At 65.5% G+C, this 24,878-nt stretch carries 17 protein-coding genes; 6 read left to right on the forward strand and 11 right to left on the reverse strand.

Annotation, left to right across the window (positions count from 1 at the left end):
- Positions 1-7 precede the first annotated feature (7 nt).
- Genes FBX97_RS12645 through FBX97_RS12655 form a run of 3 tightly spaced genes read left to right on the forward strand, consistent with a single transcriptional unit; the run spans position 8 to position 2,612 of the window.
- Positions 8-283: a hypothetical protein gene (locus FBX97_RS12645; protein ID WP_141832103.1), complete on the forward strand. Its 276-nt coding sequence runs from the start codon at positions 8-10 to the stop codon at positions 281-283.
- A gap of 11 nt (positions 284-294) precedes the next feature.
- Positions 295-1,479, forward strand: coding sequence for a hypothetical protein (locus tag FBX97_RS12650; RefSeq protein WP_255517446.1), 1,185 nt, complete (start codon positions 295-297; stop codon positions 1,477-1,479).
- Complete coding sequence (locus FBX97_RS12655; protein ID WP_370457272.1) at positions 1,479-2,612, forward strand: HupE/UreJ family protein; 1,134 nt, start codon at positions 1,479-1,481, stop codon at positions 2,610-2,612. Before FBX97_RS12650 ends, FBX97_RS12655 begins: the two co-directional genes overlap by 1 nt.
- A gap of 10 nt (positions 2,613-2,622) precedes the next feature.
- Here FBX97_RS12655 and FBX97_RS12660 read toward each other — a convergent pair whose 3' ends face one another.
- Both FBX97_RS12660 and FBX97_RS12665 read right to left on the reverse strand, forming a co-directional pair.
- The gene (locus tag FBX97_RS12660; protein ID WP_141832109.1) at positions 2,623-5,736 is read right to left on the reverse strand and encodes an efflux RND transporter permease subunit; all 3,114 of its coding nucleotides are present in this window, start codon (positions 5,734-5,736) and stop codon (positions 2,623-2,625) included.
- 9 nt (positions 5,737-5,745) lie between these two features.
- Positions 5,746-6,939 carry an efflux RND transporter periplasmic adaptor subunit gene (locus FBX97_RS12665; RefSeq protein ID WP_141832111.1) on the reverse strand — a complete coding sequence of 398 codons (1,194 nt, stop codon included), beginning with the start codon at positions 6,937-6,939 and terminating at the stop codon, positions 5,746-5,748.
- 206 nt (positions 6,940-7,145) lie between these two features.
- On the opposite strand from FBX97_RS12665, the gene FBX97_RS12670 reads away from it, so the two are divergent.
- Both FBX97_RS12670 and FBX97_RS12675 read left to right on the forward strand, forming a co-directional pair.
- Positions 7,146-8,642 (forward strand): DUF1800 domain-containing protein, encoded by a 1,497-nt coding sequence (locus FBX97_RS12670; RefSeq protein ID WP_141832113.1) that lies wholly within the window; start codon positions 7,146-7,148, stop codon positions 8,640-8,642.
- A 23-nt stretch (positions 8,643-8,665) separates the two neighbouring features.
- Entirely contained in the window at positions 8,666-9,916 is a 1,251-nt protein-coding gene (locus FBX97_RS12675; RefSeq protein ID WP_141832115.1) for a DUF1501 domain-containing protein, read from the forward strand.
- 152 nt (positions 9,917-10,068) lie between these two features.
- On the opposite strand, the gene FBX97_RS12680 is transcribed toward FBX97_RS12675, so the two are convergent.
- The 6 genes from FBX97_RS12680 to lplT all read right to left on the reverse strand — a co-directional run bounded on the left by FBX97_RS12680 (position 10,069) and on the right by lplT (position 19,705).
- Positions 10,069-10,821 carry a 2OG-Fe dioxygenase family protein gene (locus FBX97_RS12680; RefSeq protein ID WP_141832117.1) on the reverse strand — a complete coding sequence of 251 codons (753 nt, stop codon included), beginning with the start codon at positions 10,819-10,821 and terminating at the stop codon, positions 10,069-10,071.
- Between the two features lie 18 nt (positions 10,822-10,839).
- Positions 10,840-12,882: a TonB-dependent receptor gene (locus tag FBX97_RS12685; protein ID WP_141832119.1), complete on the reverse strand. Its 2,043-nt coding sequence runs from the start codon at positions 12,880-12,882 to the stop codon at positions 10,840-10,842.
- Positions 12,882-13,382, reverse strand: a complete 501-nt coding sequence (locus FBX97_RS12690; RefSeq protein WP_255517447.1) for a DUF6702 family protein — start codon at positions 13,380-13,382, stop codon at positions 12,882-12,884. Before FBX97_RS12690 ends, FBX97_RS12685 begins: the two co-directional genes overlap by 1 nt.
- Positions 13,379-15,811: a M1 family metallopeptidase gene (locus FBX97_RS12695; RefSeq protein ID WP_141832121.1), complete on the reverse strand. Its 2,433-nt coding sequence runs from the start codon at positions 15,809-15,811 to the stop codon at positions 13,379-13,381. The genes FBX97_RS12690 and FBX97_RS12695 overlap by 4 nt, the downstream gene beginning before the upstream one ends.
- Positions 15,812-15,914: 103 nt before the next feature.
- Complete coding sequence (locus tag FBX97_RS12700) at positions 15,915-18,293, reverse strand: M1 family metallopeptidase (protein WP_141832123.1); 2,379 nt, start codon at positions 18,291-18,293, stop codon at positions 15,915-15,917.
- A 158-nt stretch (positions 18,294-18,451) separates the two neighbouring features.
- The gene (gene lplT, locus FBX97_RS12705) at positions 18,452-19,705 is read right to left on the reverse strand and encodes a lysophospholipid transporter LplT (RefSeq protein WP_141832125.1); all 1,254 of its coding nucleotides are present in this window, start codon (positions 19,703-19,705) and stop codon (positions 18,452-18,454) included.
- A 205-nt stretch (positions 19,706-19,910) separates the two neighbouring features.
- On the opposite strand from lplT, the gene FBX97_RS12710 reads away from it, so the two are divergent.
- Complete coding sequence (locus FBX97_RS12710) at positions 19,911-21,089, forward strand: diguanylate cyclase (RefSeq protein ID WP_141832127.1); 1,179 nt, start codon at positions 19,911-19,913, stop codon at positions 21,087-21,089.
- Here the strand turns inward: FBX97_RS12710 and FBX97_RS12715 are convergent.
- From FBX97_RS12715 to FBX97_RS12725, 3 genes are all read right to left on the reverse strand, one after another.
- Positions 21,068-22,339, reverse strand: a complete 1,272-nt coding sequence (locus FBX97_RS12715) for a glucan 1,4-alpha-maltotetraohydrolase domain-containing protein (protein WP_141832129.1) — start codon at positions 22,337-22,339, stop codon at positions 21,068-21,070. The two genes, FBX97_RS12710 and FBX97_RS12715, sit on opposite strands and share 22 nt — an antisense overlap.
- A gap of 180 nt (positions 22,340-22,519) precedes the next feature.
- Positions 22,520-22,960 carry a phytanoyl-CoA dioxygenase family protein gene (locus FBX97_RS12720; RefSeq protein ID WP_255517524.1) on the reverse strand — a complete coding sequence of 147 codons (441 nt, stop codon included), beginning with the start codon at positions 22,958-22,960 and terminating at the stop codon, positions 22,520-22,522.
- A 48-nt stretch (positions 22,961-23,008) separates the two neighbouring features.
- Positions 23,009-24,622 (reverse strand): AAA family ATPase, encoded by a 1,614-nt coding sequence (locus FBX97_RS12725; RefSeq protein WP_221631799.1) that lies wholly within the window; start codon positions 24,620-24,622, stop codon positions 23,009-23,011.
- Positions 24,623-24,878 lie beyond the last annotated feature (256 nt).

Genomic DNA, 24,878 nt, shown 5'->3' on the forward strand with positions numbered 1-24,878 from the left:
GCAGATCATGAGCAAACTTCTGGCGAACCGGCGCAGCCGGCTGGCGCTGGCGGCCCTGCCGGTGCTGCTGGCACTGGCGGCCTGCGGCCACCACCATGACGACGACAACCCGGGCGGCGGCGGCACCACCAACCCGCCGCCGGTGGCGACCAGCGATGCCTTCGTCACCTATGTGTCGCAGCAGGTCGCGACCCAGAGCGAGACCGCGGAACCGCAGTCGACCGACGGCGTGAACCCTACCGTGCCGGAGAACAGCGAGCCGGTGGCGCTGCCGGCTTCGTGATGGCGGGAGCCGTGTCACGCCTGCGCGCTTGTGGTGGCGCGCTGGCGTTGAGCCTGGCCGGGGTGGCCGGGATGGCGGCTGCCGCGCCCTACATCCCGGCCGACCCGAACCAGGTGGTCGAACGCCTGCCCAGCCGCGCCGCTCCGGTACAGCGCGAGCTGCGCCGCCTGCGCGGCGAACTCGCCGCCAGACCGGACGACCTGCGCCTGGCCGGCGCGCTGGCCCAGCGCTACATCGAGCAGGCGCGGATCGAAGGCGACCCGCGCTACCTCGGCTATGCGCAGGCGGCGCTGGCGCCGTGGTGGACCCAGGCCGCCCCGCCCGATCCGGTACTGGTGCTGCGCGCCACGCTGCGCCAGAGCACCCACCAGTTCCCGGCCGCGCTGGCCGACCTCGACCAGGCGGTCAAGCGCGACAGCGGCAACGTGCAGGCCTGGCTCACGCGCGCCACCGTGCAGATGGTGACCGGCGATCTGGCGGCCGCGCGCGCCAGCTGCATGCGCCTGTATTCGCGCGCGCCGGCGCTGGTGGTGCAGACCTGCCTGTCCAGCGTCGGCAGCGTGAATGGCCAGGCGGCGGCCAGCTACCGCCAGCTGGTCGATGCCCAGGCCGCGCATCCGCTCGCCGACCGCGGCATTGACGTCTGGGTCGCCACGCTGCTGGCGGAAATGGCGGCGCGCAGCGGCAACGACGGCGCGGCCGAGACCCATTTCCGCACCGCGCTGGGCCTGGGCGAGCCGGACAGCTACCTGCTGGGCGCCTATGCCGACTTCCTGCTCGACCATGGCCGCGCGCCCGAGGTGGTGCGCCTGCTCAAGGACAAGACCCGGGTCGATGCGCTGCTGCTGCGTTATGCGCTGGCCTTGCAGGCCACCGGTTCGCCCGAGGCGCGCCCGCAGATCGAGGCCCTGGGCGCGCGTTTCGACGCCGCCGTGCTGCGCCGCGATACCGTGCACCAGCGCGAGCAGGCACGCTTCGAACTGGCCCTGCGGCGCGACCCGGCCGCCGCCGTGCGCCTGGCCAAGGCCAACTGGCAGGTGCAGAAGGAGCCGGCCGACTTGCGCATCCTGGCCGATTGCGCCGTCGCCAGCGGCGATGCCGAGGCGGCACGCCTGTTGCGCGACTGGCTGCGCAGTTCGCGCATCGAGGACCGCCACGTGACGGCGGCGGCCGCGCGCCTGAAGGCGGCCGCATGATGTCCGGCTTGCGTTACCTGTGGCTGCTGGCCGCGGCATTGCTGCTGGCGGCAGCCCCGGCCCGGGCCCACAAGCCGAGCGACAGCTACCTGACGCTGGACGTGCGCGAAGCCGGTGTCGACGGCCAATGGGACATCGCCCTGCGCGACCTCGACATGGCCATCGGCCTCGACCAGGACGGCAACGGCGAACTGACATGGAGCGAGGTGCGTGCCCGCCACGATGCGATCGCCGCGTATGCACTGGCGCGCCTGAAGCTGGCCAGCGCCAGCGCGCCCTGTCCGCTGCGGGTGACCGAACAGCTGCTGGATGACCACAGCGACGGCGCCTACGCCGTGCTGCGCCTGCACGCCGACTGCGGCGGCGCGGTCGCCGCTCTCGAAGTCGACTACCGCCTGCTGTTCGACATCGATCCCCAGCACAAGGGCCTGCTGCAGCTGCGCCACGCCGGCCAGGTGTCGACCGCGATCTTCGCGCCCGACAGCGCGCGCCAGTCGCTGCAGGTGGCCGATGCCTCCGGCTGGCGCCAGTTCGGCGACTACGTGCGCCATGGCGTCTGGCATATCTGGATCGGCTTCGACCACATCCTGTTCCTGCTGTCGCTGCTGCTGCCGGCCGTGCTGGTGTACCGCGGCCGGCGCTGGGAAGGCCGTACCACCTTCCGCGCCGCCGCCATCGACGTGCTGAAGATCGTCACCGCCTTCACGCTGGCGCATTCGATCACGCTGACGCTGGCCACGCTGGGCGTGGTGGCGTTGCCGTCGCGGCTGGTGGAATCGGCAATCGCGGCATCGGTGGCGCTGGCGGCGCTGAACAATGTGTGGCCGCTGTTCCATGGCCGGCGCGCGCTGGTCGCCTTCGCCTTCGGACTGATCCACGGCTTCGGCTTCGCCAGCGTGCTGCTCGACCTCGGCCTGCCGAAGGCGGCGCTGCTGCTGTCGCTGGTCGGCTTCAACGTCGGCGTCGAACTCGGGCAGCTGGCGATCGTGCTGCTGTTCCTGCCGCTGGCTTATCTGGCGCGCAATACGGCGCTGTACCGCCGCGGCGTGCTCGGACTCGGTTCCTGCCTGATCGTGCTGGTGGCGCTGGCCTGGCTGGTGGAACGGGGCATGGATGTGAAACTGCTGGCCTGAGGCGCCACGTTTACTTCACCGCTTCGTGCCCCTTCACCGCCTGCCTCGGCTGCCGGCGCAATTTGCCGGCCATGCGCCCGAACCAGTGCTCGATGTCGTCGACGTAGGTGAACACCGCCGGCACCACCAGCAGACTCAATAAAGTCGAGGTGATCAGGCCGCCGATCACCGCGATCGCCATCGGCGAGCGGAAGCTCGGGTCGCCCGACAGGCCCAGCGCCAGCGGCAGCATGCCGGCGCCCATCGCGATGGTGGTCATCACGATCGGGCGCGAACGCTTGTGGCAGGCGTCGACCAGCGCGTCGATGCGGTTCATCCCGGCCTTGCGCGCCAGGATCGCGTAGTCGACCAGCAGGATCGAGTTCTTGGTCACGATCCCCATCAGCATGATCAGGCCGATCATGGTCGGCATCGACAGCGCGCTGCGCGTGACCAGCATCGCCACGAAGGCGCCGCCGATCGACAGCGGCAGCGCCGCCAGGATGGTGGCCGGCTGCAGGAAGTCGGTGAACAGCAGCACCAGCACCCCGTAGATGCACAGCACGCCGATCAGCATGGCGATCACGAAGCTGCCCATCAGGTTGCGCATTTCCTGGGCGTCGCCCAGTTCCGCGATCTGCACCGTCGGCGGCAGGTTGCGCAGCGCCGGCAGGGCGCGCGCCTCGGCATTCACCTCGCCCAGCGAGCGGCCGTTCAACTCCACGTCGAGGGTCACGTTGCGGCTGCGGTTCAGGCGGTCGATCTGGGCCGGGCCGCTTTCCACCGTGATGGCGGCCACGTTGGCCAGCAGCACCGGGCCGTTCTTGCCCGGCACGGTGAGCCTGCCGATGGCGTCGAGGTCGGTGCGCACCGCGTCCGGCAGTTTCACCCGGATCGGTACCTGGCGCTCGGACACGTTCATCTTGGCCAGCACTTGGTCGTAGTCGCCGGCGGTGGCCACGCGCACGGTCTCGCCGATCGCCGCCGCGGTCACGCCGAGGTCGGCGGCGCGTGCGAAGTCGGGACGCACGATGATTTCCGGGCGCACCAGCGAGGCGCTCGAGTTGACGTTGCCGATGCCGTGCAGCGTGCGCATCTCGCGCTCGGCCTGGCGCGCGGCCGCGATCAGGGCCACCGGGTCTTCGCTGCGCAATACCATCTGCATCTTGACGCCGGTGTCGGGCAGGCCGACGGTGAAGCGCGCACCCGGGATGTCCGCCAGGCGCGCGCGTACCGCCGACTCGATCTCCACCAGCTTTTCCTTGCGCGCGGTGCGCTGCACGGTGGTCAGCGTCAGCACGGCGCGGCGCGCCTCGGCGGCGGCGCCCGGCGCCAGGGCGTTGCCGCTGGAACCGCCGCCGATCGAGCTGAACACGCCGGTCACGTTCGGTACCCGCATCGCCGCCTGGCGCACGCGTTCGGCCACGGCGCGGGTTTCCGCCAGCGTGGCGCCGGGCGGCAGCTCGACGTTGATCTGGGTCTGCGAGCGGTCGTTGGCCGGCACGAAGCCGGTCGGCAGCAGCGGCACCAGCGAGACCGAGCCGGCAAAGAACAGCGCCGCCGCGATCATGGTCAGGCGGCGGTGGCGCAGGCACCACTGCATGGTGCGCATGTAGCGCCGCATCAGCGGACCGTCCTTGTCGTCATGGTGCCTGGCCGGCTTCAGGAAGTAGGCTGCCATCATCGGCGTCAGCAGGCGCGCCACCAGCAGCGAGGCCAGGATCGCCAGCACCGCGGTCCAGCCGAACTGCTTGAAGAATTTGCCGGGGATGCCGCTCATGAAGGCGGTCGGCAGGAACACTGCCACCAGCGAGAAGGTGGTGGCGATCACCGCCATGCCGATTTCGTCGGCCGCTTCCAGCGCCGCCTGCATCGGGGTCTTGCCCATCTTGAGGTGGCGCGCGATGTTCTCGATCTCGACGATGGCGTCGTCGACCAGCACGCCGACCACCAGCGCCAGCGACAGCAGGGTCACCATGTTCAGGGTGTAGCCGAACAGGTAGAGGCCGAGGAAGGCCGGGATCACGGACAGGGGCAGGGCGGCGGCGGCGACCAGTGTCGCGCGCCAGTCGCGCAGGAACCACCACACCACCAGCACCGCCAGCACCGCGCCTTCGTACAGCATCTCCATCGAGGCGTCGAAGTTGTCCTCCACCGGCGCGGCATTGTCGATCACTTCCTTCAGCACCACGTTGCCGTGCTGTTGCTGCAGCTCGGCGATGGCCGCGCGCACGCCGCCCGCGACGTCCATCTCGCCGGCGCCGCGGGTGCGGAAGATCTCGAAGCCGACCACCGGCTTGCCGTCCTGCTCGGCGATCGCGCGCGGCTCGGCGATCGTGTCGCGCACGTCGGCGATTTCATACAGCTTGACGCGGCGGCCGTCCGGCAGCGGGATGTCCATGCGCGCCAGCTCCTGCGCGGTCTGCACCGTGGCCAGCGTGCGCACCGACTGCTCGGCGCCGCTGACGTCGCCGCGTCCGCCCGGTTCCTCGCGCTGCACGTTGCGCAGCTGGCGCGAGACGTCCAGCGCCGATACCCGCAGCGCCGCCATGCGCTCGTCGTTCAGCTCGACCCGCACTTCGCGGTTGACGCCGCCGACGCGTTTCACCGCGCCGACGCCGGGCACGCTGAGCAGGCGCTTGGAGACTGTGTTGTCGACGTACCAGCTCAGGTCGGGCGCATCGAGCGCCGGCTTGCCGTCCCGGCTGGCCGCCTGCGCGGTGAAGGTCTGCACCACGCGGCCGGCGGTGGTGGTCTTGGTCACGCTGGGGTCGCGCATCTCGGCCGGCAGGTCGGCGCGCACGCGCGAGACGGCGTCGCGCACGTCGTTGACCGCATCCGACAGGTCCTTCTCGAGGATGAACTCGACGGTGACGGTGGCCACGCCGTCCAGTACCTTGGTGTAGATGTTCTTGACACCCTGCAGGGTCGCGATCGAGTCCTCGATTTTGCGCGCGACCTCGGTCTCGAGCTGGGCCGGGGCGGCGCCGTCGAGGGTGGCGGTGACGGTGACGATCGGCAGTTCGATGTCCGGGAAGTCCTGCACCTTGCTCGCCTTGAAGGCCAGCAGGCCGGCGAGCGTGAGCAGGACGAACAGCATGATCGCCGGGATCGGATTGCGGATCGAGAAGGCCGAGAAATTCATCGCCGCTCCTCAGCGCGCCGCGACGCTGCCGCCGGCCCTGGCCGGTGCCGGCCGGGCCGCCGGGGTTGCGGGCGTTGCGTTAGGCACCGGATTTGGTACCTGTCGTACCAAATCCCCATCGTTGAGGAAACCGGCACCGCTGACCACTACCTGGGCATCCGGCGCCAGGCCGTCCACCACCTCGATGCGGTCGCCCAGGCGGCGCCCGGTGCTGACCTTGACCTGGCTGACGCGGCTGTCGGCGTTCAGGCGGAACACGTACGGAAAGCCGTCGCGCACGGCGACCGCCTGCTGCGGCACGGTCAGGGCAGTCGAGTGGCCGAGTTCGAAGGTGCCGCTGGCGAACATGCCGGCTTTCAGCGGCGCGTCGGCCTTCATCATCGGCGGCAGGTCGACATAGACCAGCGCCACGCGGCTCTGGGCGTCCACGGTGGGCGCCACCATGCGCACGGTGCCGCGGATGGTGCCGCCGGCGGCGGTTTTGATCTCGGCCCTGGCGCCCGGCTTCACGCGCGGCAGTTCGGCCGCGGTGACTTCGGCGCGCCATTCCAGCCGGCCCTGGCGGATCATGCGGAACATCTCCATGCCGACGCCGCCGACCGCGCCCACGGTCGCGTTGCGCGCCGAGATGATGCCGCTGTCCGGGGCCAGCACCTCGGCGTATTTCAGGCGCAGCGATTGCTGGGCCACGGTCGCCCTGGCGGCGGCCACGCGCGCGCGCGACGCCCGTTCGGTGGTCATGTACTGGGTGATCTGCTGTTCGCTCAGCGCGCCGGAGTTGGTGAGGGTGCGTGCGCGCTTGGCGTCGGCGCTGGCGGCGGCCGCATTCGCTTCGGCTTCCTGCACGGCGGCCTGGGCCTGCGCCAGGTCGGCCTTGACGCTGGCGGCGTCGAACACCGCCAGCACCTCGCCCTTCTTGACGACGTCGCCGACGTTGACGCGCACGTCCAGCAGGCGCAGGCCGTTCGATTCGCTGCCGATCACGGCTTCCTGCCAGGCGGCGACGTTGCCGTTGGCGGCCAGCTGCAGCGGCATGCGTGCGCTTTCCGGGCGCGCGGTGGTGACGGTGAGCGCAGGCCGCGGTGCGGCCGCTTTCCTGTCGTCGGCGGCGCGGCCGGTGGCGAGGATCCCGGCGGTGCCGGCAACGAGGAGCAGGGCGAGGCCGGCCAGGGCAAGCCGGGTACGGGGGCGGAATGGAGTCATGGTGTCTGGAGGAAGGGCGATCCGGCCATGGCGGATGGCATGGACTTAACTGCCATAGTGTAACAAAGAGGCATCGTAAATACCGCAACAAATGGTAAGACGCGCCGTGTCCGTGCGACGATGTTACAAAACATTGCTTTCGCAGCAGGACGTCGATAGGCAGACTCATACCATCGAGCCATCTCCGCCATTGGCCAGGAGCCAGCATGCGCCCCCATCCCTTGCCTGTTCTATTACTCTGCGCTGCCTTGTGCACGCAACCGGCCCTGGCCGGGGCCGCGCCGCCGGCACCGCTGGCGCCGGACCAGCAGGCGGCCCACGTGCTGAACCGGCTGGCTTTCGGCCCGCGTCCCGGCGACGTCGAGCGCGTCACCCGGATGGGCGTGGGGCGCTGGATCGACGAACAGCTGCAGCCGGAGGCGATCGCGCTGCCGGCGCCGCTGACGGCGCGCCTGGACGGCCTCGGCACGGTCACACGCAGCGCCGGCGCCTCGCTGGAAGAATACCTGGCGCTGCGCCGCCAGGTGCGCGACGAGGACGAGGGCGCCCGGCAGCGGCGGCGCGAACGCGACGCGCGGGTGGCGCGCGAAGCGGCCGAGGCGCGCCTGCAGCGCGCGCTGGAGAGTCCGCGCCAGCTCGAAGAAGTCATGGTCGACTTCTGGTACAACCATTTCAATGTGTTTGCCGGCAAGGGGATCGACCGCGCGCTGGTCACCAGCTACGAGAACGAGGCGATCCGGCCGCATGCGCTGGGAAGATTTCGCGACCTGCTGGGCGCCACCGCCAGACACCCGGCGATGCTGTTCTACCTCGACAACGCGGTGTCCTCGGCACCGGAGGCGAACCCGAAGGCGAAGCGCAAGGGCGGCCTGAACGAAAACTATGCGCGCGAGCTGATGGAGCTGCACACGCTGGGCGTGGACGGCGGCTACACCCAGCAGGACGTGACCGAACTGGCGCGCATGCTGACCGGCTGGACCTTCGACCAGCGCCGCCTGGCGGCCGGCGGCGAAGGTTTTCGCTTCGACCCCAAACGCCACGACCAGGGAAGCAAGATCTGGCTCGGCCAGGCGATCGCGCCCGACGGCCAGCGCGAGGGCGAACGCGCGCTCGACGTGCTGGCCCTGCACCCGACCACGGCGCGCCACGTCAGCCGCCAGCTGGCCCAGTACTTCGTCAGCGACGATCCGCCGCAGGCGCTGGTCGAGCGCATGACAGCTACCTGGCGTGCCAGCGGCGGCGACATCCGCGCAGTGCTGCGCACGCTGTTCGCCAGCCCCGAATTCATGTCCGCGGAAGCGGCCGGGGCCAAGTTCAAGACGCCCTACCAGTTCGTGCTGTCGGCGCTGCGCGCGAGCGGCGTGGCGGTTGCCAACGTGGGGCCGTTGACCAGCACCATGTCCCAGCTCGGGATGCCGCTGTACGGTTGCCAGACGCCGGACGGCTACAAGAATACGCAGGAGGCCTGGCTGAACCCGGATGCGCTGACGCGGCGCATCGCCTTTGCCACGGCGCTGGCAGGCGGCCGGCTGCCGCTGGCCGATGCGCAGCCGGCACCCAAGCCGGTGCCGCTCGACCCGGCCGCGCTGCAGGCGGCGCTGGCCGGATCGCTGTCGCCGCGCACGCTCGGCATCGTCGGCCAGGGGCCGGCACGCCTGCGCGCGGCCATGCTGCTCGGCAGCCCGGACTTCATGCAGCGCTGACGGACGACAGGAGGAGACAGATCATGCACCGCAGGGATTTCCTGAATGCGCTGGCGCTCGGCGCCGGCATCGTGCTGCCGCTCGGGCCGCATGCCTGGGCCGCGACCGCATCCGCAGCGCCCACGCGCCGCAAGCTGGTGGTGGTGATGCTGCGCGGCGCCGTCGACGGCCTGAACGTGGTCGCCCCGGTCGGCGACGAGAATTACCTGCGCCTGCGCCCGACCATCGGCCTGGCGGCGCCCGGCATGGAAGGCGGGGCGCTCGACCTCGACGGCTACTTCGGCTTGCATCCGGCGTTGAGTAGCCTGCAGCCGCTGTGGCAGCACAAGAAGCTGGCTTTCGTGCACGCCAGCGGTTCGCCCGACGCCACCCGCTCCCATTTCGACGCCCAGGACTACATGGAATCGGCCACGCCCGGCCGCAAGAACACGCCGGATGGCTGGATGAACCGGCTGGTGGCGGCGCTGCCGGGCAGCGCGACGCCGAGCCGGCTGCTGGGCATCGGCCCGGTCATGCCGCGCATCCTGGCCGGCACGGCGGCCGCGGTCAACCTGCCGAACGTGGCCAGCGCGGCCAAGGCGGACGTGCTCGACCGGCCCGAGGTGGCGGCGGCGTTCGATGCGCTGTACGGCGGCCACCCGCGCTTCGGACGCGCCTATGCCGACGGCCGCACGGCACACCGGGAAGTGATGGATGCCGCCATCGAAAAGGATCATGAAAGCGCGCCGATGATGGCCGCCGACCGCGGCGCGCCGCTGCCCAACGGCTTCCCCGACGATGCCGCGCGCCTGGCCACGCTGATGCGCAACGATCCCAGGATCCAGCTCGCCTTCGTCGCGCTCGGCGGCTGGGATACGCACGCGGGGCAGGGCGCCGGCAGCGGCCAGCTGGCCAACCGGCTGGCGCCGCTGGGGCAGGGGCTGGCGCTGCTGGCCGAGCGCCTGGGACCGCTGTTCGACGACACGCTGGTGATCGTGATGTCGGAGTTCGGCCGCACGGCGCGCGAGAACGGCAACGGCGGCACCGACCACGGCCATGGCAACGTCATGTGGCTGCTGGGCGGGAGCGTGAACGGTGGCAAGGTGTACGGCGAGTGGGAAGGCGTCAGCGACGCTGCGCTGAACGAAGGACGGGATTTACCGGTCAATACCGATTTCCGTTCGGTGCTGGCCCAAGTTTCTGAACGACATTTACTTTTGGGCGATAAGCAACTGACGCAGGTGTTTCCCGCAATGCCGCAAAGAACTGCTGCATTTCAGGTGGTGAGAGGCTAGCCTTCCCTCTGGGTGCGCACGATTGGATACCGTATTTTTACTGTATTGCAGTGCACAAAAATGAGGGCTATATTGGAACTGTCTCCTCCAGTTTTTCTCCGAAAACCTGGATTCCGGCCCGCACAACAGCGGGCCTTTTTTTTGCCTGCGCTTCAGGCGCCGGTGACCTCGACATCGTCCCCCTGGAACGCCCCCTTGCGCCAGGTAAGCACCAACGTATCCCGGTGCCCGTGCTCGCCCACCGGCTGGATCGGGGTCGACTCGTGGATCACGGCGGCATCGTCGAGCAGCAGCAGGGTCCACGGTTCCGTCATGGTGAAGCGCTGCCCCTTCGGCCCGTTCGCCTCGAACACACGGGTTTCACCACCCTTGATGTTGTGGCGCCCGATCAGGATCACGGCCACGAAATCGACGCCGTCGCGGTGCGCGCCTTCCGGCGTCGGGCGGCCGATGCCGTCGGCGGTGTCGATGCGGAACTGGTGCGCTTCGACGTACCAGGTCTCGGGACCGCGGACCTGCGCGCATACGCTGCCGAGGGCGCGCAGCAGCTTGCCCCAGGCCGGCTGCTCGACGGTGCCGGGTTCGATCGGCACGAACAGGCGGTGCATGCCGCCGTGGAGGGCGTTGTACTCGACCGGCTGCCAGTGCGCGCGGTGCGGGCTCTGCGTCAGCTCTGTCCCGCTGTCGACGAAGCAGGAATGGCGGCGGCGCCGGTAGCGGCCGCCGTCCTTCAGGTAATTGTCGAGCTCGAGGCGGTCCCAGCTCGGCGCCAGGGCCATCAGCTCGTCGAGCGGACAGCCGGCCAACGACGCCACGGTGGCGGGGGAGAGAAGGGCGTAGCCGTCGCTGCGCAGCGCATCGACGACGCGCGCGGGATCGGTGTAGGGTGCTTGCGGTGTACTCATCCCGATAGCGTAGCACCTTTAGAAGTTTTTGATGAGCGTCAGCCTGAACGACCGCCCCTCGATCGGATGAAAATGGATGTCATCCCGCGCCTGCGCCTCCCCGCGCAGCTGCGATGCATAATAATAGTCGATCGCCGAGGCCCGCTTGTCGGCCAGGTTGAAGCCCTCCAGCTCCAGCCGCAGGTCCCTGGCCCAGCGGTAGCCGATGCGGCCGTTGAGCGTGGTGCTGGCGTGCGAGCGCACGCTGTCGTCTTCGATCAGCGGGCGCGGGCCGAAGTAGCGCAGGCGCAGCGCCCCCTCCCAGTTGCCGACCTGGCTGACGGTCAGCGCCAGCTGGCCGACACCCTCGACGGCACCCGGGATGCGGTCCTGGCCCGGCTCGACGCCGCGCGAGCGGGCGCGCGCGAACGCCGCGTCGACGTCGATCGACAGCCATTTATACGGCTTGTAGTAGTTCGAGAACTCGATGCCGATGCGCCGGCTCGGCGGCCCGGCTTCGGTGTTGCCGGCATCGCCGATGTAGGTCAGCTCGGAATCGAAGTCGAGGCGGTACAGCGAGATTGCGGTCTGGTTCTTCGGGACGATCTCGGTGCGCAGGCCGATTTCCATGCCGCGCGAGCGTACCAGGCCCGGCGTCGCGCCGACCGCCTCGAGCGTCTTCGGATCGATCGTGGTCGTGGTGCCGCGCGCGTCGTTGCTGTGGAAGCCCTGGCCATAGTTCAGGTACAGCTCGCTCTGCTGCCACGGGCCGAACACCAGGTTCAGCGACGGGCTGACCAGGGTATCGGACGCTTTCCCGGAATTCTCGGGCCGGTCGCTGCGCACTTTGAAACGGTAGCCGTCGGCGCGCAGGCCGATCGTGCTGCGGAAGAAGTCGCCCCAGCGCGCGGCGTGCTCGATCCAGGCCGCCTTGCTGGTCTCGACGATGTGGTCCTGGCGCGTGACGGACAGCGTGCGCCGCGCCTCGGTGTTTTCCAGCGCGTTGAAGATGTTGTCGTTCTGCGCCTGGGCACCGACTGTGATGTCGGACGAGAAGTCGTCCGTGCGGTGCGCGTGCCAGGTGTGGACCGCATTCACCCCGCCCGTCACGCGCCGGTCCGGCTGGGCGAACTGGTCACCGTGGACCGGGTCGTCCATGAAATAGGTGAAGTTCGACCACAGGCCGAGCTGGTTGCGGATGAGGTAGGCGTTGACCTTGGACGCGCTGTCGGCCGTGGTCCGGCGCCATACGCCGGACAGGCTGTAGCGGCGCGCCTCGCCGCCGTCGGTATTGTCGATGGCGTCCCAGCGGCCCAGCGTACCGTTGTCGACGGCGCGTTGCGGGATCTGGTCGGTCGAGTTCCAGCTGCCGTGGTAGGCCATCGCCGTCACGCTCCAGCCGTTGTTGGCGTAGCCGCGGCTGTAGCGCAGCACGCCGTTCAGCTTGCGGTAATCGTCGCCCCGGGTGAAGGGGCCGTCGTTGTGCAGCGCTTCCAGCGCATAGGTCAGGGTGCCGTCGGCGGCATCGCTGGATGCGGCCACCGCGGTCCTGACATAGCCGTTCTGGCCGGCGCTGACGGTGGCGACGTTGCGCACCAGGCGGTTCGCATAGGTCACCCAGGCGCTGCCGGCCGAGGCGAAGTCGCCGTCGCGCGCGGAATACGGACCCTTGCGGTAATCCAGGCGCGCGGTCAGCTCCGGGATCAGGAAGTTCAGGTCGGTCCAGCCCTGGCCGTGCGCATGGCTGCGCTGGTTGACCGGCATGTCGTCGACGAAGGTGGCGAGGTCGGTGCCGTGGTCGAGGTTGAAGCCGCGCAGGTAGAACTGGTTGGCCTTGCCTTCGCCGCTGTGCTGGCTGGCGATCAGGCCGGGCGTGGCTTCCAGCAGCTCCCCGGGCCGGTAGATCGTGCGCATCTCCAGTTCCTTCTGGCTGACGCTGCCCATGTTGGCGGAATCGGCGATGCCGAGCTGGCTGGCGCGCGCGCCTTCGACCAGCACGCGCTGGATCACGGGGTCGTCGGCCAGCGCATGGGCGTGGACGAACAGCGCGGCCAGCGCGCAGGGGAGGACACGTAATTTCATCAGTGCACGGACAGTTCGGATTGGCGGGCGTTGAAGCCGAAGGTACGCAGGCTGCCGCCGGCGCTGTAGTTCACGGTGTTGACCTGGTCGGGCAGGAAGTCGACCAGCACGGCGGCGTGGATGGTCTCGACTTTCTCGGCCGGCGTGGCCGGGATTTCCTGGAATACGGTGACGCTGTCGGTGTCGACCGTCAGGCCGACCCAGCGCAAAGGCAGGCGCTTGCCGGCCTTGTCGGCCAGCCAGAACTGCTTTTCGAGGTACTTGCGCAGCACGGCCTGGTCGTCGGGATCGGACAGGTCGAACTGGCGCTGGTACAGGTTGGCGAGCAGGGCTTCGACGTCGTGCGCCATGTAGGTGTGCACGACTTCGGTATTGCCGGTGTGCGCGTTGAAGGCGATGTCGGTGATGCCCGCGTGGAAGCGGTGCGCCTGCCCAGCCACGCAGGCACAGGCCAGCGCAGCCGCGCAGGCGGCCTTCACCATGATGCGGCGGACATTCATTCGACCGCCTTGCCCGCTTCGACGGCCTGCTCGGCCGCCTTGGCCGCATCCTTCGGATCCTTCGTTTCCTTGGCGTCCTTCACTTTCAGCTTCTCCGCGTAATCCTTCATCATGTCGTTCTGTGGGCGCTGCGTCTTGAACAGTTCCAGGCGCGACGGCGTGAGCTTGCGCGGCCAGGCGTTGTTGCTGATGTCGGTGTCGGCGGTTTCCAGGTAGGGGTCCTGGGTCAGGCCGACCATCGGCTCGTCGGTGACGATCAGCTTGGTGATCTTCTTCGGCGAGTAGCGCCAGACTTCGGCCGGCACGCGTTCGACATACTTCTTGCCGCTCTGGAGCGTGATTTCCAGGACCAGCGGCGTCACCAGGCCGCCCAGGTTGGAAAAGTCGACCAGGTACAGGTGCTTGCCTTCCTTGAGCAGCGCCTTTTCCCAGTCTTCCAGGTCCTCGACCGCTTCATTGTACTTGTTGCGGTCACGGTTGGTGACGGTGAAATCGTCGTGCTCGTTGTAGAAATCCTTGAGTTCCGGATGGGCGTCGACGCGGCGCGCCAGCGTGCCCTTGTTGCGCTGGTCGGTGAGTGAGACCGGCTGGGCGTCGTGCTGGGCCTTCTGCCAGGCTTTCTCGATGTCCGGGTCCTTGGTACCGATGGTGTACTCGGTGATGCCGTCGACACTGACGTCGACCGCGTCGGTGCTGTAGAACCAGCCGCGCCAGAACCAGTCCAAGTCCGTACCGGACGCGTCTTCCAGCGTGCGGAACAGATCGGCCGGGGTCGGGCGCTTGAACTTCCAGCGCTGGGCGTATTCCTTGAACGCGAAGTCGAACAGCTCGCGCCCGAGCACCGTCTCGCGCAGCACGTTGAGGGCGGTGGCCGGCTTGGCGTAGGCGTTGGCGCCGCGGTTCACGATCGATTCGCCGTTGGTCATGATCGGCTGCTGGTTGCGGCTCTTCATGTAGTCGACGATGTTGCGCGGTTCGCCGCGGCGCGCCGGATAATGCTCTTCCCAGGCCTGCTCGGCCAGGAACTGCATGAAGCTGTTCAGGCCCTCGTCCATCCAGGTCCACTGGCGCTCGTCCGAGTTGACGATCATCGGGAAGTAGTTGTGGCCGACCTCGTGGATGATCACGCTGATCAGGCCATACTTGACGTTCTTCGAGTAGGTGAGGGCGCCGGTCTTCTTGTCCCTGGTCGGGCGGCCGCCGTTGAACGAGATCATCGGGTATTCCATGCCGCCGACCGGGCCGTTCACCGAGATCGCCACCGGGTACGGATAGTCGAACGCGTACTTGTTATAGTTGTCGATGGTGTGGATGATGGCCTGGGTCGAGTACTTTTCCCACAGCGGGTTGCCTTCCTTCGGGTAGTAGGACATGGCCAGCACGTCGGTATCGCCCTTCTTGAAGCCCTGTGCATCCCAGATGAACTTGCGGCTTGACGCCCAGGCGAAGTCGCGCACGTTTTTTGCCTTGAAGCGCCAGGTCTTGGTGGCCGTGGCGCGGCCCTTTTCGGTGGCTTCGGCTTCCGCCTGGGTCACGATGACGACCGGCTTGTCGGAGGTGCGCGCACGCTGCAGGCGCTCGCGCTGGGCGCCGGTGAGCACCGCATCCGCGTTCTGCAGTTCGCCGGTGGCGGCCACGATGTGGTCGGCCGGGACCGTGATCTCGACTTCGTAGTCGCCGAATTCCAGCGTGAATTCGCCATCGCCCAGGTACTGCTTGTTCTGCCAGCCGTGGACGTCGTAGTAGGCCGCCATGCGCGGGAAGAACTGGGCGATCTCGAACAGGTCGTTCTTGTCCTGTTTGTCGAAACGCTCGAAGCCCATGCGCCGGCCCAGCACGTTCGTTTCGGGCACGTTGAAGCTCCAGGCCATGTTGAACGAGAAGCTGGCGCCCGGTTTGAGTGGCTGCGGCAGGTCGATGCGCATCATGGTCTTGTTGATGACGTTGCGCAGCGGACGGCCGCTGCCGTCGGTCACGCTGGCCACCTTGAAGCCGCCGTCGAAGGTGCGGCTCTCGACCAGGAAGCGCGCCGCTTCGTAGCCCAGGCCGGCCTGTCCGCCAGGGGTGCTGGCGGTGCGCCACGCTTCGCGCGACGGATAGCTCGCCACGCTGCGGTTGTCCGAGTCGGCGCGGAACATGTTCTGGTCCAGTTGCACCCACAGGTAAGTCAGCGTATCGGGCGACTTGTTGTGGTAGGTGATCGTCTCGCTGCCGGCGATGGCGCGCTTCGCTTCGTCCAGCGTGACGCGGATGCGGTAGTCGGCGCGCTGCTGCCAGTAGGCGTGGCCCGGGGCGCCGGAGGCGGTGCGGGTGTCGGTGGGCGTGGGCAGCAGTTCGTCGAGCTGGCGGAATTTGTCGTCGAAAGGCTCGGCGGCAAAGGCGGAAGAGACGAGGGAAGCGAGGAGGGTCAGCGCGGCAAGACGTTTCATCGTAGGTTCCAGATAGAGAAAAGGCAGCCGTACCTTGTGAGTACGGCCGCCGATGGATCGCAGGGTGGGCACAAGGTGCCCACATGGACGGTTGTGACCGGGATTATTCGGCCTTCTGGGCTTCGGTCTTGGCGTCCTTGTCCTTCGCCGTTTTCAGCTTCTCGGCGAAGTCCTTCATCATGTCGTTCTGCTCGCGCTGCGACTTGAACAGCTCCAGGCGCGACGGCGTCGCCTTGCGCGGCCAGGCGTTGTTGCTGACGTCGGTGTCGGCGGTTTCCAAGTACGGGTCCTGGGTCAGGCCGACCATCGGCTCGTCGGTGATGATCAGCTTGGTGATCTTCTTCGGCGAGTAGCGCCAGACTTCGGCCGGCACGCGCTCGATGTACTTCTTGCCGCTCTGGAGGGTGATTTCCAGGACCAGCGGGGACACCAGGCCGCCCAGGTTCGAGAAGTCGACCAGGTACAGGTGCTTGCCTTCCTTCAGCAGCGCCTTTTCCCAGTCTTCCAGGCCTTCGGTCTCCTCGTTGTACTTGTTGCGGTCCTTGTTGGTGACGGTGAAGTCGTCGTGCTCGTTGTAGAAGTCCTTCAGCTCCGGATGTGCATCCACGCGGCGCGGCAGCGTACCCTTGTTGCGCTGGTCGGTGATCGAGATCGGCTGGGCGTCGCGCTGGGCCTTCTGCCAGGCTTTCTCGATGTCCGGATCCTTGGTACCGATGGTGTACTCGCTGATGCCGTCGACGCTGACGTCGACCGCGTCGGTGGTGTAGAACCAGCCGCGCCAGAACCAGTCGAGGTCGGTGCCGGACGCATCTTCCATGGTGCGGAAGAAGTCGGACGGGGTCGGGCGCTTGAACTTCCAGCGCTGCGCGTATTCCCTGAACGCGAAGTCGAACAGTTCGCGGCCCAGCACGGTCTCGCGCAGCACGATCAGCGCGGCGGTCGGTTTCGCATACGCGTTGTTGCCGAACTGGAGCACCGATTCCGAGTTGGTCATGATCGGCACCTGGTTGCGGCTCTTCATGTAGTCGGCGATCACGCGCGGTTCGCCGCGCGACTGCGGATAATGCTCTTCCCAGGCCTGCTCGGCCAGGTACTGCACGAAGGAGTTCAGGCCCTCGTCCATCCAGGTCCACTGGCGCTCGTCCGAGTTGATGATCATCGGATAGTAGTTGTGGCCGACTTCGTGGATGATCACGCTGATCAGGCCGTACTTGGTGCGCTTGGAGTAGGTCAGTTCGCCGGTCTTCTTGTCCTTGGTCGGACGCGGGCCGTTAAACGAGATCATCGGGTATTCCATGCCGCCCACCGGGCCGTTGACGGAAATCGCCACCGGATACGGGTAGTCGAACGAATACTTGTTGTACTGGTCGATGGTGTGGATGATCGACTGGGTCGAGTACTGGCCCCACAGCGGGTTACCCTCTTTCGGGTAGTAGGACATGGCCAGCACGTTGGTGCTGTCCTTCTTGAAGCCCTGGGCATCCCAGATGAACTTGCGGCTCGAGGCGAACGCGAAGTCGCGCACGTTCTTGGCCTTGTAGTGCCAGGTGCGGGTGCCGGTGGCGCGCTGCTTTTCCTTGGCTTCCGCTTCGGCTTGCGTGACGATCAGCACCGGCTTGTCGGCCGTGCGCGCCTGCTTCAGACGGTCGCGCTGGGCGGGCGTGAGCACCGCGTCCGGGTTCTGCAGTTCGCCGGTCGAGGCGACCACGTGGTCGGCCGGGACGGTCAGCTGCACGTCATAGTCGCCGAACTCCAGCGTGAATTCGCCCGAGCCGAGGAACTGCTTGTGCTGCCAGCCGTAGACGTCGTAGTAGGCCGCCATGCGCGGGAACCACTGGGCGATCTCGAACAGGTCGTTCTTGTCGTCGAATTTCTCGTAGCCCGAGCGGCCGCCCAGCACCTTCATGTCGGTGATGTTGTAGCTCCACTCGATGCTGAAGGCGGTGCGCGCGCCGGCTTTCAGCGGTTGCGGCAGGTCGATCCGCATCATGGTGCGGTTGATTACAAAGTTCAGCGGACGGCCGTTGCCGTCCTTGACGCTCTTGATGTTGAAGCCGCCCGGGAAGGTGCGCGCTTCCAGCACGGTGCGGATGGCGTCGAACTTCACGCCGTCGGTCGCGCTGCGGCCCTGCCATGCTTCGCGCGAGGGCAGGGTGGCCGTGGTGCGGGCGTCCGAGTTCGGCTTGTAGATGTTCTGGTCGAGCTGCACCCACAGGTAGCTCAGGGTGTCCGGGGAATTGTTGTGATACGTGATCGTCTCGGCGCCGCTGATCGAGCGGTTGGCTTCGTCGAGGGTGGCGCGGATCTGGTAATCGGCGCGCTGTTGCCAGTAGGCGTGACCCGGTGCACCGGATGCGGTGCGGATCGTGGTCGGGGTTGGAAGCAGTTCGTCGAGCTGGCGGAATTTGTCGTCGAAAGGTTCCGCTGCGATTGCTGACATGGTGAGGCAGAGCGCCGCCAGGCCGATCGGCAAACGTATCATGTTTTCCCTGTGTAAGAGATTGAAAGAAAGAAAATATTCTAGTCTTAGCTCTCTTGCATAGGTTTAGTTGATTTGTAACAAGGCTGTTACAAACAGAAAGGTGTAGCAAATGCGACATATGGCGCCGCTACGGCGGTGCAGCAATGCACCGGACCGGCTCAGGATCCGGGCGGAGGCCCCGAGATGGTGCGCGCGATCATGCGCAAATAGAGGGTCGCCAGAGTAATGCCGGTGCCCAGCAGGATCAGGACCGTGTTCATGCCGAGCTGCACCTGCAGCGCCATCGCATAGCCGCCGGTCATGGCCAGGATGGCCAGGTTCTCGTTGAAGTTCTGCACCGCGATCGATTGCCCCGCACTCATCAGGCTGTGGCCACGGTGCTGCAGCACGGCATTCATCGGCACCACGAACAGCCCGGCCAGGATGCCGATGACCAGCAGCAGCGGCAATGCCACCTGTACCGAGTGCACCAGCGCCATCGAGCACAGCGCGAGGCCGAGTACGGCGCCGAGCGGCATCACCGACATCGAGCGCACCAGCGGCACCGCCTTGCCGGCCAGCGCGGCGCCCAGCACGACCCCCAGCGCGAACACCGCCTGCAGCAGCGCCGCCTTGTCGAGGCTCAGCCCGAGCGCGGTCTGGGCCCAGGCCAGCAGCAGGATCTGCAGCACCATGCCGGCGCCCCAGAACAGCGACGTGACGCCGAGCGACACGCGGCCGGCGCGGTCGCGCCACAGCGTGGAATTGCAGCGGTAAAAATCCTGGAACAGGGTCTGCAGGTTGCGGCCGGTGTGCGCGTAGCGCTTGCCCTTGTTCAGCACGCCCAGGTTCAGCAGCGCGGCCAGCAGGTAAGTCAGGACAATGACGGTAACCGCCGCGTGCAGCGGACTCGGCACGGCATGGCCGAACAGCGAGCCGAACAGCGTGAAGTTGACGTGCAGCAGCCAGGCGATGGTCTGCTCGTTCGAGGAAATCAGCCCGCCCAGGATGGTGCCGAGGATCATCGCGACCACGGTCGTGCCCTCGATCCAGCCGTTGGCGGCCACCAGGCGCCGCGCCGGCAGCACCTCGGCCAGGATGCCGTACTTGGCCGGCGAATACGCCGAGGCGCCGAAACCGACGATGCCGTAGGCGAGCAGGGGATTGGCCTTGGCCAGGATCAGCGAGCAGCCGAACATCTTGATGGTGTTCGTGACCAGCATCACGCGGCCCTTCGGAAAGGTATCGGCGAAGGCACCGGCAAACGGGGCGAGCAGGATGTACGACAGCACGAAGCCCATCTTCAGCATCGGCGTCATCCACTCCGGAAAGGCCAGCGTGGAGATCAGCGATACGCACAGGATGAACAGGGCGCTGTCGGCCAGCGCGGAAAAGAACTGGGCGCCAACGATGGCGAAAAAAGCCGGGCTCATGGGGCCTCGATGAGTGGAAGCGGTTTGCACTTATATCACAGGCCATCCGCAGACGGTTTCACTTGCGCGTGTCGGCGTGCCTCTTGAAGCGCTCTGAAGAAGCTGATGTTTTTCTGCTACTGAAACAATGCGTGAGATTTGAATATATGCAAGAGTTTTATACTTATGGAAATACGAGTGTACAGATAGAAGAGCAAGGGTAGACATGGATTCGTTCACGCTGGCCGTGGCTTCCGCACTGGCGGCCACGATCATGGCCGTCAGCATGGGGCTGCTGTATCTCGCCAGCTCCCGCCGCGTCTGCCTGTTCAACTGGGCCGTGGCCGGGCTGTTCTTCACCGCCAGCAGCAGCATCGTCGCCTGCGCCATCCACTTCCAGCTGCATGACGTGAGGGTGCCGGCCTTCGGCAACGTGCTCTACGTGGCCGGCCATTACGGCATCCTGGCGGGCCTGCGCCGCCACCTGAAGCTGCGTCCGCGCTGGGACCTGCTGGCCGCCGTGGCGCTGCTGGTGTTCGGCGTGCACCTGGTGCCGGCCCTGCAGGGCGCCCTGACCGCCGTGCTGGTGCCGGCCGTGGTAGCGATCGACCTGGCGGTCGCCCGGCTGCTGTGGCGCCAGCCCGACCGCGAGGCGCGCGTGGCCTATCTGCCGATGATCGTGCTGGAAGCGGGCTTTGCCGCCCAGCAGGGCGTGCGCATCCTGGCCGACGCCTTGCACACGGCGCCGGGCATGGCGGCGTGCCAGTTCCTGCAGGCCTGCGACGCGCTGTTCGTGCTGGTGTTCCTGTCGGTGGCGACCATGAGCTGCGCCCTGATCGTCACCCACGACCAGACCCGCGCCCTGCGCCGCGCCTCGCTGACCGACGTCCTTACCGGCTGGCTGAACCGGCGCGCATTGCACGACACCGCCCTGCGCGCATTCCAGCGCAGCGAACGCAGCGGCGCAGCGCTCCACTTCATCACCTTCGACATCGACCACTTCAAGTCGATCAACGACCGCTACGGCCACGGCATCGGCGACGCCGCGATCTGCCACGTGACCGCCGTGGCATCCAGGGTGCTGCACGGCTGCGACGCGCTGTTCCGCATCGGCGGCGAAGAGTTCGCGGTGCTGGTGGCCGACAGCCGGGCGGACGAGGTCTGGCGCATGGCCGAGCGCCTGCGCGAGATGGTGGCCGCCCTGCCGCTGGTGACGGAGGGGCGGGCGGTGGCCATGACGGTCAGCGTCGGCGTGGCGGGACTGGATGCCGGCGACCTGCGCTGGGAAGACATCCTGCGGCGCGCGGACGAGGCGCTGTACCACGCCAAGCAGAACGGACGCAACCGCGTCAGCGTGCATGGCGTGGACCTAGACGGGCGCGCTTACTTCATCCAGACCGCGTAGTTGGTCCCCGAGGTCTGCAGCGTCCAGCCGCTGCCCGGGCTCCAGCTGTTCGGGCCGATCTTCATCGCCAGCTGGCGCGTGCTGCCGGTGACGATGGCCGCATACAGGCCCTGGGTCGCCTGCTGGATCGCGACCGCCGAGGTCGAGGTCACGCCGGCATCCTTGCGCGCCTTCATCAGGGCGGCGATCGGGGTCTTCAGGTTCCAGTTGTAGATGTGCGGGTAGAACACGGTCGGGATGCCCGGGTGGCTCAGGATGTAGGCATAGCCTTCCATCACCTTGCCACACGGCGCCGGCCACAGGTTCTGGCCGCTGCCGCAGCTTTCCGCCGGGCCGGTGTCGTGGTTGTCGACGAAGGTCACCGACATCGCCGGCCACCAGCCGAGCGCGCCCTGCGGCTTGCCGTCGGTGGCTTTCAGGCGCCAGTAGTTGCCGTTGGCGAGGGCATCGTTGAGGATGCCCTTGGTGGTGAAGTCGAAGGCGCCGCAGCTGCTGTTGGTGCCGTTGATCCAGTTCATGATCGCCTGGCGGTTGGCGTCCATGTTGTTGAGGTCGAAGTCGGGCCACAGCTCGCCGACGCAGAACTCGGCCTGGAAGGCGTTCGCGTACTGCGCCACGTAGGCCGGGCTGAAGCCTTTCACGTAGTCGAAGCGCAGGCCGGAAAAGCCGACCGGCTTGATCGTGTAGTTCAGCCAGTTGATGATGCCGTTCTGGACTTCGCCGACATTGGTGTGGGCCAGGTCGCGCCCGCCGCTGAAGCCGTCGCCGGTGTCGCCGGCGCCCAGGCCGCAGTTGCACTCGTCGTTGTTGACGATGGTGTAGGTGGTCCAGTTCGGATTGGTGAAATCGGACCAGCCGGTGGTGCCCACGCGGTGGTTGACGACCACGTCGGCGATCGCCTTGACGCCGCGGCTCTTGAAGGCACTGACCACGTTGGTCAGCTCGGCCGCGCTGCCGTAGCTGGAATCCAGCTTGTTCAGCTGGCGCGGCAGGTAGCCTTCGCGTGCGGCCGAATCCGAGGGCGGCGGGAACCAGACATGGGTAAAGCCCATCGCGCTCAGGTCGCCGACGTTGTTCATCACGGTGTTGTACCAGTCCGGGCCGGCGTAGCCCGCCGAATTCCAGTGGAAGCCCTGCAGCAGGATGGCGTTGCTGTTACCCGCCTGCTGGGCCGGGGTGGCGGCGCTTGCATGTCCTGCAAGCGTGAGAATGCCTGCCGCCAGGATGGCGGCAATGTGACGGTTTTTCATACTCTTCTCCGATTTTTTATACGGTAAGGTCCTGGCGGGTGAGCGCAGGTACTTTTACTACGTATCGGGACATGGTTATGTCAGTGTCTCCTCAATCCCGATGGAGGGATTGTTGAACACGCTTATTTATGTGTCAATCGGATTTTGAAGAGTATGTAGTTTTAATACTTGGTGCCTGAGTCAGTCGAAACCCCGTACCGGCAGGGCGGCATCGCGCTGGATCCAGTTGCGCGCCGAGTAGATGCTGCGCGCATCGGTCGCATGCAGCGTGAACGCATGGCGCGACACCGGCGACCGGTTCGGCGCGGAGTAGTGCGGAAGCAGGCCGTGGAAGCACACCAGGGTGCCGGCCTTGGCTTCCAGCGGCACCGCGGTGCTGTTGTCCGGCCACGGCGTGGCGTCCAGCTTTTCCATCGTGATGTGGTCGCCCTCGCGCAGGAAGCGCTCGCGCAGCGGGCCGCGGTGGCCGCCCGGCTCGGCCCACAGGCAGCCGTTGTCGACCGTCGCGTCTTCCAGCGCGAACCAGAAGGTGGTCACGGTGATCGGCGTGCTGTCGAAGAAGGTGGCGTCCGGGTGCCAGCGCACTTCGCCACCGATGCCCGGTTGCTTGAAGATGTAGATTGTATGTTGGAAATCACCAACAACAACGACATAGGAAGTTTCCGAAGATCAAGATAAAGAGTTATTGATCTCGGAAACCAATGTTCCAAACATCGAGCGGACAAAATTTAACGCTTCTTCGCTGTCATTAATTAGTTTCCGAACAGCATTCTCGTACTGCAACCGCCCTCTGAATCCAAGCTTTTCAGCAATTTGATCCAATGCAGGAGTCTCTCGTACCGGGTATAGAGAAATAATTTTCTGAAGATTCCCTTCCTCTAGCATAGTTGAAAATCGCTCACGTTCTTCTCTGATAATTTCAGCCAAATCAATCTCTACCTTAATAGGTTGTCCTGCTGATATCTGCTGCCTCCTTGGAAGATGTTTAAACATTTCATCCCGAAGCGTTTTCTCGATTGCCCGCTCGCTCAGGCGGTTAACGTGAGGTTTGATTGCGTTTAAAGCGGCGCTCTTCGCTTCGGAAATTGAATGTTGCGCATCGCCACCGACAACTACCGCATGCTTCTCTGCGACTAAACGCTGCAAGTGCGGGTGGTAAAAGATTGATTCGACGGAAAAGACCGGTAATGCGTACACGCCTCGGCTCTGCAGTTCACGAATTTCTTCTTCGCTTCGGCGATCGTTGTCCACGATACCCCACGCCGAGACCCAGTGAAGAGTTTGAACATCCCGAATTCCGACGACTGCACGCTCCACCTCATGGCAGCTCGATTTTGGCAGGATAGAGACAAATGGAAAAATCAAACTATACAGAGGCTTGTCGAGACTAATTTCACTTCCTTCCACGAAAATGATTTTACGACGGGAGCCAAGAATATCCTGCTTCAACGTCTCATCTATAGTCTCGTTTGCATCAACGACATCGGCATCCCAACTAGTTACAAGTGCTCCGGAATAAGTACAGCCGCGAACAAGCACGGCCTGCGAGGCTGGATTATCGATTGGAAGCATAACATCGTGGGTAGACACAACAAATGCACAGTCTGTTCGCTTGGCGAATAGCTGAGTAAGTAGCGGAGATATAATTGAACGATGCAAGTGACGCTCTGGCTCGTCGATAAGTATTAAAGTGCCCGGCTTAACAGTTAGCACATTAGCAGCAATCAAAAGTGCATTGCGCTCCCCATCTGATAGCTCCGCAATGCTGTACTCTGCTCCGCCACTTTTCGTGGCCATCATTTGATCAGCCTCTCTAATGAAAATCTTGATAGGTATGTTCGCCTGTGCAAGGAGTTCATTAATGGCTTTAAGTGGTGCATCGAACAGGCTTAAACGTTGGGCTTCTTCAAAACGATTGTTCTCGAAGGCATCTGTGATTTTCCGCGCGCGAGAGTTTTCTGCATCGATTAAATCGTAGATCGTGATGCTTGCTCTCTGAGACGGATAATGGTCCATCCACCTAGTTTGAGTATTTGCGTCTTGGTTCTGCATACTTGATTCAATATTTTTCTTGTCATATGCTGAAAGCATCGGTGCACCCGACATAAACCATGTTTGCCGATGTGCAGAGATCTGTTTTGCGTTATAAACATTTTGCCTGTAGAAATGATTCATCAGGCTTGATTTCCCTGTCCCGTTTGCACCGACAACAAAAAGAATGTTTCCAGGAGAAAGAATTAGCTGAGTATAGCCTTGTGATGTAGTGAATGATAGATTAAACATAATGTTTCCCCGGTAAAATTTTTCCTCAAATTTATCATTAATTTATGGTGGTTACAATCTAATCGTCGAAGATGAGAAAGTTGCAGAGGACAGTCCGTTGTTATAGATCGTATGTGTTATTACACAAACAACTAATTATTCTCGGTGGCTGAGTTTCTAAAAATTTAAAGTTCCCAGTGGGGATAGAGATGTAGAGGGCGGCAGAGAATATCTGCCATGCTGAAGTGTCGGCTTAGTGCAGGTTATATGGGATTGC

The sequence above is a fragment of the Herbaspirillum sp. SJZ107 genome (assembly GCF_006715485.1).
Classification (GTDB): Bacteria; Pseudomonadota; Gammaproteobacteria; order Burkholderiales; family Burkholderiaceae_D; genus Telluria.

Bases quoted from the DNA above. Each gene is read 5' to 3' on its own strand.
- FBX97_RS12645 (WP_141832103.1), top strand. From the start codon at position 8: ATGAGCAAACTTCTGGCGAACCGGCGCAGCCGGCTGGCGCTGGCGGCC.
- FBX97_RS12655 (WP_370457272.1), top strand. From the start codon at position 1,479: ATGTCCGGCTTGCGTTACCTGTGGCTGCTGGCCGCGGCATTGCTGCTG.
- FBX97_RS12660 (WP_141832109.1), bottom strand. From the start codon at position 5,736: ATGAATTTCTCGGCCTTCTCGATCCGCAATCCGATCCCGGCGATCATG.
- FBX97_RS12665 (WP_141832111.1), bottom strand. From the start codon at position 6,939: ATGACTCCATTCCGCCCCCGTACCCGGCTTGCCCTGGCCGGCCTCGCC.
- FBX97_RS12670 (WP_141832113.1), top strand. From the start codon at position 7,146: ATGCGCCCCCATCCCTTGCCTGTTCTATTACTCTGCGCTGCCTTGTGC.
- FBX97_RS12675 (WP_141832115.1), top strand. From the start codon at position 8,666: ATGCACCGCAGGGATTTCCTGAATGCGCTGGCGCTCGGCGCCGGCATC.
- FBX97_RS12680 (WP_141832117.1), bottom strand. From the start codon at position 10,821: ATGAGTACACCGCAAGCACCCTACACCGATCCCGCGCGCGTCGTCGAT.
- FBX97_RS12685 (WP_141832119.1), bottom strand. From the start codon at position 12,882: ATGAAATTACGTGTCCTCCCCTGCGCGCTGGCCGCGCTGTTCGTCCAC.
- FBX97_RS12690 (WP_255517447.1), bottom strand. From the start codon at position 13,382: ATGAATGTCCGCCGCATCATGGTGAAGGCCGCCTGCGCGGCTGCGCTG.
- FBX97_RS12695 (WP_141832121.1), bottom strand. From the start codon at position 15,811: ATGAAACGTCTTGCCGCGCTGACCCTCCTCGCTTCCCTCGTCTCTTCC.
- FBX97_RS12700 (WP_141832123.1), bottom strand. From the start codon at position 18,293: ATGATACGTTTGCCGATCGGCCTGGCGGCGCTCTGCCTCACCATGTCA.
- lplT (WP_141832125.1), bottom strand. From the start codon at position 19,705: ATGAGCCCGGCTTTTTTCGCCATCGTTGGCGCCCAGTTCTTTTCCGCG.
- FBX97_RS12710 (WP_141832127.1), top strand. From the start codon at position 19,911: ATGGATTCGTTCACGCTGGCCGTGGCTTCCGCACTGGCGGCCACGATC.
- FBX97_RS12715 (WP_141832129.1), bottom strand. From the start codon at position 22,339: ATGAAAAACCGTCACATTGCCGCCATCCTGGCGGCAGGCATTCTCACG.
- FBX97_RS12725 (WP_221631799.1), bottom strand. From the start codon at position 24,622: ATGTTTAATCTATCATTCACTACATCACAAGGCTATACTCAGCTAATT.